A 13,612-nucleotide genomic window follows, 5' to 3' on the forward strand; every position below is an offset into this window, starting at 1 on the left:
TGCGGAAGGACGCACGCCTGCACGCCCACTGCCTGCGTCCCGGGTCGCGTTGCCGTGAGGGGAGGGGACCGGTAACGTCCCGTCCATGATCATCTGCCCGGTCTGCGACCACGTGCAGTCGGAAGGCGAAGAGTGCGAAGGCTGCGGCAAGCGCTTTCCTGGCCTCGTGAACACCCCGGACCCTGTCGTGGCCCCGCTGCCGGAGCTGGAGCTGACGCACCACGCGGGTGGCCGGGTGCCCGTGGATGCGCCCGTGCTGCCGGAGCTGGACCTGACGCGGCTGCGCTCGGGGCCGGACCTGCCGGCCATGTCCGTGCCCGACCTGGAGCTGACCCGCTCGGGCGTCACGGGCGAGGTGCCCGTCGCGCAGATGACCGACCTGGACACGGGCCGCGCGCAGGACGACGGCGTGCGCACCGTCGCTCCCGTGGGCGCGGTGACGTGCCGCTACTGCCGCCACGTCCAGGCGGAGGGCCTGCTGTGTGACGGCTGCGGCATGCGCCTGCCCCGCGTCAAGGTGGCGGCGCAGACGACCGCGAAGCGCAAGGGCGCGGACGAGGGCGAGCGCGTGCCCTGTCCCTCCTGCCACGTGCCGGCCTGGCCGGGCCGCGCGTGCGTGGCGTGCGGCACGAAGGTGGAGGCGGAGGCGTGACGGCTCCGGCACTGACGGCGGGCTACGTGTGCAGCGAGGGCTGCGGCTTCACCGCGTCGCTGTGGGAGGTCGTCTACCGCTGCCCGCGCTGCGAAGGACTGCTGGAGGTGGCCCACGACGAGGCCGCCCTGCGCGCCGTGCCCGCTTCGGAGTGGAAGCGCCGCTTCGAGTCCCGCTTCGCCACCTCCCGGCTGCCGGACGGCTCGGGCGTGTGGGGCAAGCGCGAGTGGGCGCTGCCCGAGCTGCCGGTGGAGGACATCGTCTCGCTGGGCGAGGGGCGCGTGCCGCTCAAGCCGCTGCCCCGCATGGCGGCGGAGCTGGGGCTGGGCTCGCTGATGTTGAAGGAGTGCGGCGTCTCCCCGACGGGCAGCTTCAAGGACTGGGGGATGACCGTCCTGGTGTCCGCGGTGAAGCACCTGCGCTCGCGCGGCACGCCCATCCGCGCGGTGGCGTGCGCGTCCACGGGCGACACGTCCGCGGCGCTGTCCGCGTACGCCGCGGCGGCGGGTATCCCGGCAGTGGTGTTCCTGCCGAAGAACAAGGTGTCGCTCGCGCAGCTCGTGCAGCCCATCGCCAACGGGGCGCGCGTGCTGTCGCTGGACACGGACTTCGACGGCTGCATGAAGCTGGTGCAGGCGGTGACGGCGGACACGGGGCTGTACCTGGCGAACTCGATGAACTCGCTGCGCATCGAGGGCCAGAAGATGATCGCCATCGAGCTGTGCCAGGACCTGGGCTGGGAGCCGCCGGATTGGATCGTCATCCCGGGCGGCAACCTGGGCAACGCGAGTGCGCTGGGCCGGGGCCTGGACCTGCTGTTCAACCTGGGGCTCATCACCCGCCGGCCGCGCATCGCGGTGGCGCAGGCGCAGCGGGCCAACCCCCTGGCGCGCGCCTTCCGAGGTGGCTTCCAGGACCTGGTGCCCATGCAGGCGGGAGCGACGCTCGCGTCCGCCATCCAGATTGGCAACCCGGTGTCCTTCCGCCGCGCGGTGCGGATGCTGCGCGCGTTCGACGGCGTGGTGGAGGAGGCGTCGGAGTCGGAGCTGGCCAACGCGGCGGCCCGGGCGGACCGCGAGGGCACCTTCACCTGTCCGCAGACGGGCGTCGCGCTGGCGGCGGTGGAGAAGCTGGCCGCGTCGGGCGTGATGGCGAAGGGCGCCAGCGTCGCGGTGGTGGCCACCGCGCACGGGCTGAAGTTCGCGGACTTCAAGGTGGGCTACCACCGGCAGACGCTGGCGGACGTGAAGGCCGCGCTCGCGAACCCGCCGGTGGAACTGCCCGCGGACCTGTCCGCCGTGCGCGCCGCCCTGAAGGACCTGGGCTGAGCCCGTTCAGGAAGTAAGGCCGGGAAGCGGCTCCGGCAGCGCGTCGGGCAGGGCCTGTTCGACGCGGCGGACGCTCGGCAGGAGCGTGCACGCCGCCACGAGCAACACGGTGGCAGCGCCCAGCAGCAGGAAGAACAGGGCGATCCCCCGGCCCGGCCCCGTGCCCCCCACCCAGGGGCCCAGCGCGGAGGCCAGGGGGCTGCCCACGGCCATCATCGGCTCGAAGACGTGATCCGCGAGCGGTCCGGAGAGCAGGTAGGCGGCCGGGATGGCGCCGCCGGACAGCGCGGCATGCACGGCGAAGACGCGGCCCTGCAACCCGGTGGGGACCTTGCGCTGCCAGAGGGTCTGGTTGCAGCTCATGATGACGGGGACGGTGAACAGGACGCCGAACGCGCCCGCGCCCACGCCCCACGCGGACGCACGTGACGCGCCCAGCCCCATGAACAGGCCCTGGAGCAGCACGAACCCCAGCACGGTCCAGACGCCGCGCGCCCCGCCCCAGGCGAGCAGCAGCAGGCTTCCGGCGAGCATGCCCACGCCGCCCGCGGTCATCACCGCGCCCAGCGTGCGCACGTCGGTGAAGGACATGACCAGGGGCGTGACGAGCACCTGGAGGATGCCCAGGTTGAAACTCATCAGCGTGAGGAGGACCTGGAGCCCCAGGAGGCCCGGCCGCTCGCGGATGTAGCGCCAGCCCACTGCGGCGTCCTGGAGCGCGCGGACTCCCAGGGACGCCTTCACCGGCGCTGCCTCCGTCGGTGGTGCGGCGGGCACGCGCAGGGACTGGAGCACCGCCAGCGAGAGGGCCGCCGCGATGACGTCGATGATCAGCAGGCCGGTGACGCCGATGAGGGGCAGCAGGACGCCGGACAGCAGCGGCGCGACGATGTAGCCCAGCGCCAGGCCCAGCTGCATGAGGCCATTGGCGCGCGGAAGCTGCTCCGGGCCCACCATCAGCGTCGTGGCCTTGGTGAAGGCAGGGCGTTGGACGCTGTTGAACGCGGCGCCGGCCGCGACGAGCGCGAGGAGGGCGCCCACGCTCAGGCGATCCAACCAGAGCAACAGCGCGATGAGCACCGTGCAGACGGCTCCGCCCGCGTGCCCCAGCATCATCACCTTGCGCAGGTCGTGCCGGTCCACCACGCCGCCCAGCAGCGGTGCCACCAGCACGCCCGGCGCGAAGGCGGCCAGGGCGATGAGCGAGTAGAGCGACGTGGACCGCGTGTGCTCATACATCCACACGCTCAGGCCGAAGCCGTTCAGGTGCGAGCCCATGCCCGACACCGTCTGCCCCAGCCACAGCAGCACGAACCGGGAGAAGGGCGGCGGCCCGCTGTCACGGCCTCGCGGTGGCTGGGGGAGGGAGGTTCGCATGCCCGGGTCGAACTGGAGTGGCCACGAACCCTGCCACTCCGCTCTGACACCGGGCGTCCGGCGAACCTCCCGGGTTTCGCTACTCCACCGTGAGCGGCAGGCGCGACTCGATGGTGAGCCCGAAGCCGGAAAGGCCCCGGTAGGTCATGTCCGTGTTGGACATCACGCGCATGGCGCTCACGCCCAGGTCGGTGAGGATCTGGCAGCCCATGCCCACGTCGCGCGACTCGTTGGCCGCGAGGCTGACGGACGCGTTGCTGCCGTCGCCCGCGCGCTTGTGGTGGATGCCGAAGTCGTTGCCGTGCATGCCGGGCAGGTAGACGATGACGCCGTTGCCCTCGCGCGCCACGTTCTCCAGCGCGCGGTCCAGCAGCAGGTTGCACTTGCAATCCGGTGACCCGAACACGTCACCCAGGGCGCAGGCGCCGTGCAGGCGCACCAGCGGGGCGGGCTGGGCCTTCGCGGGGTCGCCCTTCACCAGGACCAGGGACTTCGCGCCGTCGGGCGTCCACGTGTACGTGAGGGCGGTGAACTCGCCGTGGCGGGTGCGCACGACGCTCTGGCCGGGCTCGCGGCGCACCAGCCGGTCCTTGCGGCTGCGGTACTGGATGAGGTCCGCGATGGTGATGAGCTTGAGGTTGTGCTCGCGCGCGAACTGCTTCAGGTCCGGCATGCGCTGCATGGTGCCGTCGTCCTTCACCAGCTCGCAGAGGATGCCGGAGGGCTGCAGGCCCGCGAGGCGCGCCAGGTCCACGGCGGCCTCGGTGTGGCCCGCGCGGCGCAGCACGCCGCCCTCGCGGTAGCGCAGCGGGAAGATGTGGCCGGGGCGCAGGAAGTCGTCCGCGGTGCTGTTCGGGTCCGCGAGCGCGCGGATGGTCTTCATGCGGTCGCTGGCGGAGACGCCGGTGGTCGTGCCGTGGCGGAAGTCCACGGAGACGGTGAAGGCGGTGCGGTGGGATTCCGTGTTCTCCGACACCATCTGCGGCAGGCGCAACGCGTCCAGCCGCTCCGCGAGCATGGGCTGGCAGATGATGCCGCTGGTGTGGCGGACCATGAAGGCCAGCTGCTCCGGGGTGGCCAGCTCGGCGGCCATGATGAGGTCGCCTTCGTTCTCGCGGTCCTCGTCGTCGGCGACGATGACGCACTTGCCGGCCTGGATGTCGCGGATGGCCTCCTCGATGGTGTTCAACTCGGAGTCTCGGCTCATGTCGGAGGGGCTCATCCTGCTGACGGCGTGGAGAGGCATGGTGGGCGGCATGTAACGCGAGGGGGGTGGGGTGGCAAGCCATGCCCGGGAAGCGAGCGTGCGTCCGTTCAATGGCTGGGATGAGGGAAACCTGTGACGGGGCGCCCATGTAGGTGGCGTGGCCCGGCCGGCGACTCGACGGGCTGGAGCCCCTGATGTAGGATGCTCGGTTCCGTGAGCGCAGACATCCAGGACAAGCGGGCCCGGTTCAACCAGCTGCAGGACAGCCTGGCGACCCGGCAGAGCACTACCCACTTCACCCACGCGGGTGTTTCCGTCATCGCCTTCATGCTGATTTCAGGGGCGGCGGGGAAGCTGTTCTACGACTCCCTGCGCACGCCGGTGCTCGCCTGGGGTGCCACCCTCCTGGCGCTGGGGCTGCTGGTGTACGGCTTCCGCAGCTACCGCCAGGGCCGCAAGGTGCTGGTGGACGAGCTCCAGCGCTATGAGGCGCTGCTGGCGCTGCGCCGCGAGCTGCACCTGGACAACCCTGCCGCACTCCTCCCCCGGTGAGCGCCGCGAGGAAGGTCGCCCTTCCGGGGCGGTTCATCGTGCTGGAGGGCCTGGACGGCGCGGGCACCACCACGCAGACGGAGCGTCTGGCATCCCTGCTGAGGTCGGAGGGGCACGACGTCGTGACGACGCGCGAGCCCTCGGATGGCCCGGTGGGCACGATGCTGCGCCAGGCGCTGACGGGCCGCCTGGGCCTGCCGCAGGGCCGGGGACCGCTGGCGCAGGAGACGCTGGCGCTGCTGTTCGCGGCGGACCGGACGGACCACCTGCACGCGCGGATTTTGCCGGCGCTGGAGCAGGGCAAGGTGGTGCTGTGCGACCGCTACGTGCTGTCCTCGCTGGCGTACCAGGGGGCGAGCCTGCCCATGGCGTGGGTGGACGAGGTGAACTCGCACGCCGTGTCGCCGGACCTGACGTTGTTCGTGGGCGTGGACCCGAAGGTCGCGGCGACGCGCCGGGCCGTGCGCGGAGGCCCCGCGGAGCTGTTCGAGGCGGACGAGGCCCAGCGCCGCATCGCGATCCAGTACCTCAAGGCCATCGAGCTGCGAGAGAATCACGAGCGCATCGTGCACATCGACGGTGAGCTGTCCGTGGAGGCCGTGACGGAAGCGTGCCTCGTGGAAGTGCGGCAGGTCCTCGCGCGCAAGCGCTGAGAGCCCCGACCGACGCGGCGGAGTTCACACCCACCGCCGCGCCGGAGGACGCCTCGCCTCAAGCGGTCTCCAACACGAGCCGCTGGCTGACCTCCCTGCACACGGCCTGCGCCTGCTGCACGGTGTCCGCGTAGGCGATCACGAAGCCCGCTCGGTCCTCCGACTTCAGGGCCTGCCGGACGGTGGTGCCCAGCTCGACCTGGAGCGAGATCTCCACGACTCCCGGAATGCGCCGCAGGGCGTGCGCGCCGTTGAGCCGCTTGAGCTTGCCGGGCGGCGGCGTGAAGAACTGGATGGCCGCGCCGCCCCGGGGCACCGGATCCGCCTCCAGGGGCTTCAGCGTCCCCATGGCCCACTGGAGCGTCATGTCCAGCAGGTCGTGCCCGGTGGTCAGCCGGACCATGTCCCACAGGCGGTCGCCGCCCAGCCGCGTGTGCGTCTCCACGATGCGCGGGCCGCGCGACGTGTACTTCAGCTCCGTGTGCGAAGGCCCGTCCTGGATGCCGAGCACGTCCAGGAAGCTCCGGATGAAGTCCCGCACCTCGCGGTCGCGCTCCGGGGGCATCGGCGCGGGGACCTGGTGGGCCACCTCCAGGAACGCGCTGGCGTTGGGGTCCGTGCTCTTCGTCTCCTCGTTGATGCCCAGGATGATGTGGCGCCCCGCGAAGGAGAAACACTCCACGGAGTACTCGGGGCCGTCCAGGTACTCCTCGGCGATCCACGACGCACGGCCGTTGAGCACGCCATCCAGGTCCGCGGCGGAGCGGACGAGCCGCACGTCGATGCTGCCCACGCCGTCCACGGGCTTGAGGATGAACGGATAGCCCTGACGCCCGGCGAACGCGATGGCGTCCTCGTGCGTCTTCACCGCGGCCCACTGCACGGGGGAGAACCCGCCGGAGTCGAGCACCCGCCGCATGGCCGGCTTGTCGCGCGTCTTCTCCACCAGATCCAGCGGCGTCCCCCGCAGGCCCAGCGCCTCGTTGATGCGCGCGCAGGGGATGAGCGCCTCCTCCGCGACGGTGATGGCGCTCACGAACGGGGTGACGGCGTGCGCGGCCTTCAGCATGGGGATGAGCGCCGGGTCGTCGTAGTTCATGAGCAGGACCCGGTCGGACTGCCGGTTCACGACGTCATCCGACAGCCCCGGCTGCTGGATGATCAACGGCCGCAGGCCCAGCTGCCACGCCCGCTCCGTGATGAACTGCCGTGCGCCCAGAAGGATGAGGTTCGCCGCCATGGTCATGCGCTCCTTGAAGAGAAGTCCTCCACGCGGCCCCGCGCGTGACGGATGAAGGCCTGGCGTCCTTCCTCGGACACGACGAACGCCCACCCCAGCTTGCCTCCACTGGTGATGTTCACCACCTTGGAAGTGCGGCTGCCTCGCACCAGGAAGCCGTTGGTCCTGCCGCCGTAGGAGTAGAAGCCCAGCACCAGCCGGTACTCCTCCGGTGCGGTGTCACCCCCGGCGCGCAGCCGGACGCTCTCCGCCTCCACGACGCGCTGGCAGATCCACCGCTCGACGCCCGGCTCACGCAGCCTCCGCTCCAGCTCCTCCGAGGACCAGTCCGTCCCCATCAGCACGCCAGCGCCGCCGTAGGAGCTGCTGTCGTCGATCTTGAACACGAGCCCGCTCTTGTCGCGCAGCGCGGCCGCCAGGTTCTCCTCCGACAGCGAGAAGGCGTGGGGCAGGTACCTCCGGATGGCGGCCACCTCCTCGTCGCTGAATAGCGTCTGGTGGCCCGGCTCGCACAGCAGCGCGAGGAACCGCTTGCTCATGCGCAGCTCAGGTTCGAAGCCGTTGGTGAGCACCGCGCCGCTCGCCCAGAGCTTCTCCAGGAACGCGAAGCCGTCCGTGACCTCCTCGTAGGTGAACATGCGGTGGATGAGCGTGCGCTCCGCCTCCTCCCGCTTCAGCCACGCCTCCGGGTAGCTCACCTCGTCGAGGATGTGGACCTGCACGCCCGGGTTCAGCTCTTCGAGATATCGCTTCAGGTACTCCTGGCGCGGATACCCCAGGCCCGAGTGCCCTCTGGAGTCGAGGATCACCACCCGCCGCAGCTCCCGCTTCCGGCACTCCTTCGCGTACAGCACGGCGAGGTCCCGCAGCGGGCTGTCCATCAACCCGGCCTGGGGAAAGCCCAGCGCCGCGGTGGCCGCGCGGGAGCCCTCGTAGGCCTCACCGCCGCCCACGCCGGGAAAGATGTTGAACTCGCAGAAGAAGTACCCCTGCCGCGTGGGCACGACGTCCATGCGGCCAATCGTCGCGTCGCCGTGGCGCAGGTTGTCCCAGTGGATGAAGCGCGCGAGGTGCCGAGGCATCCGCAGCAGGTCGAGCAGGCCCTCCCGCGAGCGCGTGTCGATGAGGTGGTTGATCAGCTTCAGCTGCGCGGAGAGCAGGGCACGGCACGCCTGGCTCAGCTCCTCGAACTCCGCCTGGCTGAAGAGGATCGGGTGCGCGAACTGACTCTTCTCGTACATGGGCGAGTCCAGGTCGTGGATCGCGGCCATCGTGCTCGCCTGCGCCGTGGCGTCACGCGCGGGGGTCCACCCCTCTTCCAGGGCGGCGAGGAACGCTTCGTTGAATTCACCGATCATGGGTGGCCTCAGGAGCGTCCGGCGTCGCCGACACCGAACAGCGCGTTCATCTTCTGGAGGGAGAAGGCCTTGTAGACGACGGGCTCGTACTTCGCGGGCGCGTCCTTGCAGAACTTCGGGAAGCACTCGATGAGCGCGTCGTCGTTCGCGAGCTTGAAGAACGCCAGGGACTGACGCTCGCCGCCGGACAGGATGACCCGGTGCGGGGTGGAGACGTACTCGTCGTTGGACCAGCGGGCCATCAGGTCGCCGATGTTGACGATGAGGTGGTCCCGCCGCTCCAGCGTGGGGGTGATCCACGCGCCCCCACGCTCCTTCACCTGGATGCCCGGCCCCGTCTGCGCCAGCATCGTCAGCAGCGTCCCGTCCGTGTGCTCGCCCATGCCCTGGTCGTTGATCAGCTCCGGGCTGAGCTGGGGGTAGAGCAGGGAGCGGAGCGAGTCGGTGGAGGCGGAGGTCTTCTTCGCGAAGAAGTCCCGGGGCAGGTCCAGCGCGATGCTGAACAGCTCCGTGAGCCGGGCCGTCAGCGCCTCGCACTCGCGGAAGTACACCTTGAGCGCCGCGCGCAGCCGCTGGCCCTCCGCGTCCGCGCTGAACGGCAGGCTCGCGGCGTCGTCCTCGATGAGCCGGCCCACGCTGAACTTCTCCACGTAGTCGCCAGGCAGCCCCTTGCGGCCCATGTACGCGAAGGCGTTCTCCTCCAGCATGCCGCTGTAGCCGTAGGGCGTGTAGTCGTCCGCGGCCATGGTGAAGCCGGACTGCAACCGGCAGCGGTTCTTCGCCTCCAGCGGCTGGCGGAAGAACGCCCGCGACAGGGCATAGGCGTCCTCGAAGACGGCCGGCGAGATGCCGTGGCCGCTCAACGTGAAGAAGCCCACCTGCTTGCAGGCCCGGTCGATCTCGAACGCCGCCCGGCGCTCCGCTTCGGACCCTGGCGTCGCGGACGTCAAATCGATTCGGGGCAACTCCTTCATCATGTGCTCCTCCAGGTTCAATGGCTCAGCTCTTCGCGGGCCAGTGCCGTCCCTCGAGCTCGCGCAACACGTGCGCGACCGTGAGGACGTCGAGGAAGGCATGGCCCGTGGAGCTGAAGACGGTGCGGCCCGCGCGCAGGGGACCGCTGTCCCTCCGCACGAGCTGCCCCAGGGTGATGGCGCTGGCATGGACCGGCCCGGCCTCCGCGAGCGCGGTGGCCAGGTCCTCGACGATGACCGTCGACGTGCGCAGCAGTTCGAGCGGCACCTCCCGCGCCTCCACGGTGTGTCCGCCCATGCAGTTGATGTGCACGCTGGGGGAGAGGCCCTCGAAGCTCCCCAGCGGTGTCTTCGACGACGTGGCGGTGCCAATCACGTCCGCGCCACGGAGGGCCTCCTCCAATGAGGCGCAGGCGACGACGTGCACCGCTTCGCCCAGCGACGCGCGCAGGTCCGCCGCGAACGCGCCGCGCCGGGCGGGGTTGCGCGCCCAGAGCCGCACCTCCTGGATGGGGCGGACCGCGCGGACCGCCGCCACCTGCTGCCGGGCCTGCGCGCCAGCCCCCGCCACCGCCAGCGTCCGGGCGTCCGTGCGCGCGCAGAGGTCCGTGACCAGCGCGGACACGGCGGCGCATTTGAGCTCCGTCACCGCCGCGCCATCCAGCAGCGCGAGCAGCTCCCCCGTGCGCGTGGAGAACGCCGCCACCACGCCGTTCATGGTGGGCAGCGGATCCGTCGCGGCCCGCTCGAAGAGGGTCGCGACCTTGTTGATGTAGAGGCCCAGGTGCTCCGCCACGGCCGGCATCGACACGAACGCGGCGTGCCGGGTGGCCGAGGGGACTGCGACGCGCAGCGGGACCTGCACGCGCTCGTGCAGGCCCTCCGTGAGCGCCGCCTCCAGCTCGCGCACGAGCCGGGGCAGGTTCCCGTGCGCGGAGACGACGTCGTGGGGAAGGAAGGCAGCCATCGCGCGGGCCTCCTGCTACAGCGTCGGGAGGACTTCCTTCAGGTGGCCGATGAACGCCTGCACCCTCTCCGTGGGCAGGTCGCCGCGCAGCATGAGCCGGATGCCCGCCTTGCCCACCGGCACAATGGGGAAGAACACCGCGGACGTATAGAAGCCGCGCTTGTAGAGCTCGCGCGACAGCTTCACGGCCTTGTCCTGCTCGCCCACCTCCACGACCTTGATGTGCAGTCCGTCGCCGCGCTGCGCGGTCTGGATGTGCTCGTCGAACAGCGCGATGTTCCGGCGCAGCTGCTCCTGCCGCTTCGCCAGCTCCGGGCTGCGGTGCACCTTGATGCTGCCCATGGAGGTGCCGATGGCCGCCGTCCGCAGGCTCTGGGACCAGCCCATGGGGCCCGTCCGGTAGAGGAAGTCGAAGTGCTTGCGCGACCCGAGCATCGCGATGCCGCCCGTGCTGCCGAACGCCTTTGCGATGGAGGCGATGATCAGCGTCCTGTCGTTCATCTCGCGCAGGCGGGAGCGGATGTAGCCCTCGCCGTTCTTGCCCTGCGTGGAGAGCGAATGCGAGTCGTCGATGTAGAGGAAGAGGCCGTACTTCTCCTGGAGCGTGAGCAGCGCCTGGAGGTCCGTCGCGCCGCCGGTGGAGTAGACGCCGTCGCAGACGTAGGCCACGCGCGGGTACTTCCGGCAGACGTCCTCCAGGTAGTTCATGTCGTTGTGCGGGGCGTTCAGCACCAGCGTCTCGTCGGCGACGATGGGCTTCACGAACGCCATGGAGAAGTGCGCGAACTTGTCGAACACCATCACCAGGGGCTCGCTGTCCGTCAGGTGGCCCGACCCCAGCACCGGGAGGATGGCCGCCGTGAGCGCGCTGGACGTGACGGCCGGCAGCACGGGCCCGCCGAAGAGGTCCGCCAGCTGCTCCTCCAGCTCCTCCATCAGGCCGAGCCGGATGCGGAACTCCGCCATGGACAGGCCGGTGATGCCCGCGCTCTTCAGCGCGTCGATGCCGCCCTGGAGGACGTCCGGGTGGCTGTTGAGCCCCAGGTAGGAGCAGGAGCACAGGTTGGCGAACTCGTGCCCGGTGTCCACCTCGCGCATGCGGTTCTGGCCGCCCACGGCCTCCACGCGGATGTTCAGCATGTGCGAGTCGCGGGCCACGGCCCAGGCGCTCTCGCTGGCGGGGATCATCTTCTGGTTGTTGCGGTGCAGGTGGGGTCCCATCACCGCGTCGCTGGGCGTCGTCACTTCCGCGCTCCTGTCTTTTCCATCACGAACTGACCGATGCGTTGCAGGGCCTCGCGGCCGCTGGTGAGGCGGTGGAAGTGCAGGTGCCAGACGTGGACCATGTCGGGCCACTCCTCGAACGTGACGTCCACGCCCTGGGCCTGGGCCTTCTTCGCCATCGCCTGCGAGTCGCTGAAGAGCAGCTCCCGCTCGCCCACCTGGATGAGCAGGGGCGGGAAGCCGGTGAGGTCCGCGTGGATGGGGGAGATGGTGGGCTGCCGCGGGTCCTGCCCGTTGAGGTAGTGCCGGGCGACCTCCTCCACCACCTTGCGCTGCACCAGCGCGTCGGCCTTCTCACGCGACTCGTAGCTCTCCCCCTGGATGCCCAGGTTGAACCACGAGGAGATGCACACCAGGGCGCCCGCGAGCGGGAGTCCCTTGGCACGGGCGTGGACCTGCATGGAGACCACCAGGCCGCCGCCCGCGGAGTCCCCGGCGATGGAGATGCAGCCGGGCGCGAAGCCGCGCTCCAGCAGCCAGCGGTACGCGGTGGTCGCGTCATCCAGCGCGGCCGGGTAGGGGTGCTCCGGGGCCCGGCGGTAGTCGAGCTGGAGCACCCGGCAGCGCGCCTGCCGCGCCAGCTCCGCGGCCATGTGGCCATGGCTCACCAGCGAGCCGAAGACGAACCCGCCGCCGTGGAGGAAGAGGAGGGCGCGGTCCTGGTCGCACTCCGGCGGCGTGAGCCACTGGGCGCGAACGCCGTTCACGTTGACAGGCTCCACCCCGATGTCCCTGGCGATGGGCAGCCCGAGCGAATCGTAGTGGACCCGCGCCGCCTCGTAGCCGTCCGGCCAGGGCCGGGCGTCCAGGTACGCGAGCAGCTCCTTCATCTCCGCCGCGTTGCGCTCCGCGTGGTGTCGCGCGGTCATGCCCGCACCTCGATGATGTTCGGGTAGGGGTTGAGCTCGCCGCGGACGAAGCGGGTGATGTTGGCGTCCTCCTTGTGGTTCGACGCCTTCTCCAGCGACAGGCCGTAGTAGTCGTACCAGCGCTTGAGGTCTTCGGAGCCCGCGACCTGGTACTCGACGTGGCGGATGGGGCGCTTCGCGGCCTTGCTCGCGTCGGTGAGGGACGGCTGGGTGGCGGCGTGCGCGAGCCCGCCCACCACCTCGTTGTGGAGGACGATCATCACGATGTCGTTCTCCAGGTCGAGCTTCAGCGCGAACGAGTAGTCGCGCAGGATCTCCTCGGAGAACTCCGCCTTCACCGCGACGTTGTAGTTGTTGGGGATGTTCTCGATGAGCGCCCGGGGATCCAGGCCCTTGTCCTGGCAGAAGCGGCGCGTGTCGCAGATCATCGGCATGCCGCCGCTGATGTTCTGGTTGGGGCCGTAGAGGTTCGCGATGAACGGCGTCGCCGAGTCGAAGTGGACGCACTTCGTGGTGACGAACTCGCGGCTCTCCGTGTGGTCGCTGTTGGGCGTGAAGTTGCGGTTCTTGTTGAAGCCGTCCACGTCCATCTTGGCGACGCGGTCGTAGGCGACGGGCGTGGGGCTGTAGCGCGACAGATCGAAGCGCGGCGCGATGGCCCGGAAGATGCCCTCCAGGTAGTCCCGGGCCAGCGCGGCGCCGGACTCGGTATGGAGGTCCAGCCCGCGCGCGGCCAGCAGCTTGTTCACGCCGTACACCACCGCGAACCCGTTCTTCTTCTCCACCGCCTCCACCACGGCGTCGAGCAGCGCGGCGTCGGGAGCAGCCGAGCGGCCTTCACCCAGGTCCGCGGGGAAGGTGGAGACATTGATGAATGAATCCTTGATACGGCTCGGATCGATTCTTTTCATGGGCTGTCCAGGGGATGAGGGGAATGGGGCGGCAGCCGATAGTCAGGCAATACAGGCCGCGATGTCTGGATTGATATACTGATCGAAAAGTCTGGCGTCAATCCACCCTGGTCTTGATCGGAAAAGACAGCCTTTGAGGGCTCGGGACGGATCGCGCAGCTTGAGATTATGTCATTCCCCAGAGGGTCCGGGAACGACGCTCCCAGGAGGGCGTCGGGCCGCCTTGAGGGCAACCCCTTG

General features: G+C 70.1%; 13 protein-coding genes. 4 read left to right on the top strand and 9 right to left on the bottom strand.

The window, feature by feature from the left end; genetic code table 11:
• Window positions 1-85: 85 nt before the first annotated feature.
• Together AABA78_RS30765 and thrC are read left to right on the top strand one after the other, a co-directional pair.
• Window positions 86-652: a hypothetical protein gene (locus tag AABA78_RS30765; protein ID WP_338268614.1), complete on the top strand. Its 567-nt coding sequence runs from the start codon at window positions 86-88 to the stop codon at window positions 650-652.
• Entirely contained in the window at window positions 649-1,980 is a 1,332-nt protein-coding gene (gene thrC / locus AABA78_RS30770; protein WP_338268616.1) for a threonine synthase, read from the top strand. Before AABA78_RS30765 ends, thrC begins: the two co-directional genes overlap by 4 nt.
• A gap of 6 nt (window positions 1,981-1,986) precedes the next feature.
• On the opposite strand, the gene AABA78_RS30775 is transcribed toward thrC, so the two are convergent.
• The gene (locus tag AABA78_RS30775; RefSeq protein WP_338268618.1) at window positions 1,987-3,357 is read right to left on the bottom strand and encodes an MFS transporter; all 1,371 of its coding nucleotides are present in this window, start codon (window positions 3,355-3,357) and stop codon (window positions 1,987-1,989) included.
• A gap of 79 nt (window positions 3,358-3,436) precedes the next feature.
• Window positions 3,437-4,564 carry a 3,4-dihydroxy-2-butanone-4-phosphate synthase gene (gene ribB, locus AABA78_RS30780; RefSeq protein WP_338268620.1) on the bottom strand — a complete coding sequence of 376 codons (1,128 nt, stop codon included), beginning with the start codon at window positions 4,562-4,564 and terminating at the stop codon, window positions 3,437-3,439.
• Between the two features lie 213 nt (window positions 4,565-4,777).
• Here ribB and AABA78_RS30785 point away from each other — a divergent pair, with 213 nt between their 5' ends.
• Together AABA78_RS30785 and tmk are read left to right on the top strand one after the other, a co-directional pair.
• Window positions 4,778-5,116 (top strand): hypothetical protein, encoded by a 339-nt coding sequence (locus tag AABA78_RS30785; protein WP_338268623.1) that lies wholly within the window; start codon window positions 4,778-4,780, stop codon window positions 5,114-5,116.
• Window positions 5,113-5,769, top strand: coding sequence for a dTMP kinase (gene tmk / locus AABA78_RS30790; RefSeq protein WP_338268625.1), 657 nt, complete (start codon window positions 5,113-5,115; stop codon window positions 5,767-5,769). The genes AABA78_RS30785 and tmk overlap by 4 nt, the downstream gene beginning before the upstream one ends.
• 58 nt (window positions 5,770-5,827) lie before the next feature.
• Here the strand turns inward: tmk and AABA78_RS30795 are convergent, their stop codons facing one another.
• From AABA78_RS30795 to AABA78_RS30825, 7 genes are read right to left on the bottom strand one after another with little or no spacing between them, the layout of a single operon-like run.
• Window positions 5,828-7,009: an ATP-grasp domain-containing protein gene (locus AABA78_RS30795; RefSeq protein WP_338268627.1), complete on the bottom strand. Its 1,182-nt coding sequence runs from the start codon at window positions 7,007-7,009 to the stop codon at window positions 5,828-5,830.
• Window positions 7,010-7,011: 2 nt separating this feature from the next.
• Window positions 7,012-8,367, bottom strand: coding sequence for a hypothetical protein (locus tag AABA78_RS30800; protein WP_338268629.1), 1,356 nt, complete (start codon window positions 8,365-8,367; stop codon window positions 7,012-7,014).
• A gap of 8 nt (window positions 8,368-8,375) precedes the next feature.
• The gene (locus AABA78_RS30805) at window positions 8,376-9,344 is read right to left on the bottom strand and encodes an isopenicillin N synthase family dioxygenase (protein ID WP_338268630.1); all 969 of its coding nucleotides are present in this window, start codon (window positions 9,342-9,344) and stop codon (window positions 8,376-8,378) included.
• Window positions 9,345-9,366: 22 nt separating this feature from the next.
• A complete protein-coding gene (locus AABA78_RS30810) occupies window positions 9,367-10,308 on the bottom strand; it encodes an ornithine cyclodeaminase family protein (protein ID WP_338268632.1) in 942 nt (313 codons plus the stop codon).
• A gap of 15 nt (window positions 10,309-10,323) precedes the next feature.
• The gene (locus AABA78_RS30815) at window positions 10,324-11,553 is read right to left on the bottom strand and encodes an aminotransferase class I/II-fold pyridoxal phosphate-dependent enzyme (RefSeq protein WP_338268634.1); all 1,230 of its coding nucleotides are present in this window, start codon (window positions 11,551-11,553) and stop codon (window positions 10,324-10,326) included.
• On the bottom strand, window positions 11,550-12,461 hold the full coding sequence (locus AABA78_RS30820) for an alpha/beta hydrolase (RefSeq protein ID WP_338268636.1): 912 nt from the start codon (window positions 12,459-12,461) through the stop codon (window positions 11,550-11,552). The genes AABA78_RS30815 and AABA78_RS30820 overlap by 4 nt, the downstream gene beginning before the upstream one ends.
• Window positions 12,458-13,372, bottom strand: a complete 915-nt coding sequence (locus AABA78_RS30825) for a hypothetical protein (protein WP_338268638.1) — start codon at window positions 13,370-13,372, stop codon at window positions 12,458-12,460. Before AABA78_RS30825 ends, AABA78_RS30820 begins: the two co-directional genes overlap by 4 nt.
• Window positions 13,373-13,612 lie beyond the last annotated feature (240 nt).

This window comes from Corallococcus caeni (genome assembly GCF_036245865.1).
GTDB classification, from domain to species: Bacteria; Myxococcota; Myxococcia; order Myxococcales; family Myxococcaceae; genus Corallococcus; species Corallococcus caeni.

Bases quoted from the DNA above. Each gene is read 5' to 3' on its own strand.
- AABA78_RS30765 (WP_338268614.1), top strand. From the start codon at position 86: ATGATCATCTGCCCGGTCTGCGACCACGTGCAGTCGGAAGGCGAAGAG.
- AABA78_RS30775 (WP_338268618.1), bottom strand. From the start codon at position 3,357: ATGCGAACCTCCCTCCCCCAGCCACCGCGAGGCCGTGACAGCGGGCCG.
- ribB (WP_338268620.1), bottom strand. From the start codon at position 4,564: ATGAGCCGAGACTCCGAGTTGAACACCATCGAGGAGGCCATCCGCGAC.
- AABA78_RS30795 (WP_338268627.1), bottom strand. From the start codon at position 7,009: ATGGCGGCGAACCTCATCCTTCTGGGCGCACGGCAGTTCATCACGGAG.
- AABA78_RS30800 (WP_338268629.1), bottom strand. From the start codon at position 8,367: ATGATCGGTGAATTCAACGAAGCGTTCCTCGCCGCCCTGGAAGAGGGG.
- AABA78_RS30805 (WP_338268630.1), bottom strand. From the start codon at position 9,344: ATGATGAAGGAGTTGCCCCGAATCGATTTGACGTCCGCGACGCCAGGG.
- AABA78_RS30810 (WP_338268632.1), bottom strand. From the start codon at position 10,308: ATGGCTGCCTTCCTTCCCCACGACGTCGTCTCCGCGCACGGGAACCTG.
- AABA78_RS30820 (WP_338268636.1), bottom strand. From the start codon at position 12,461: ATGACCGCGCGACACCACGCGGAGCGCAACGCGGCGGAGATGAAGGAG.
- AABA78_RS30825 (WP_338268638.1), bottom strand. From the start codon at position 13,372: ATGAAAAGAATCGATCCGAGCCGTATCAAGGATTCATTCATCAATGTC.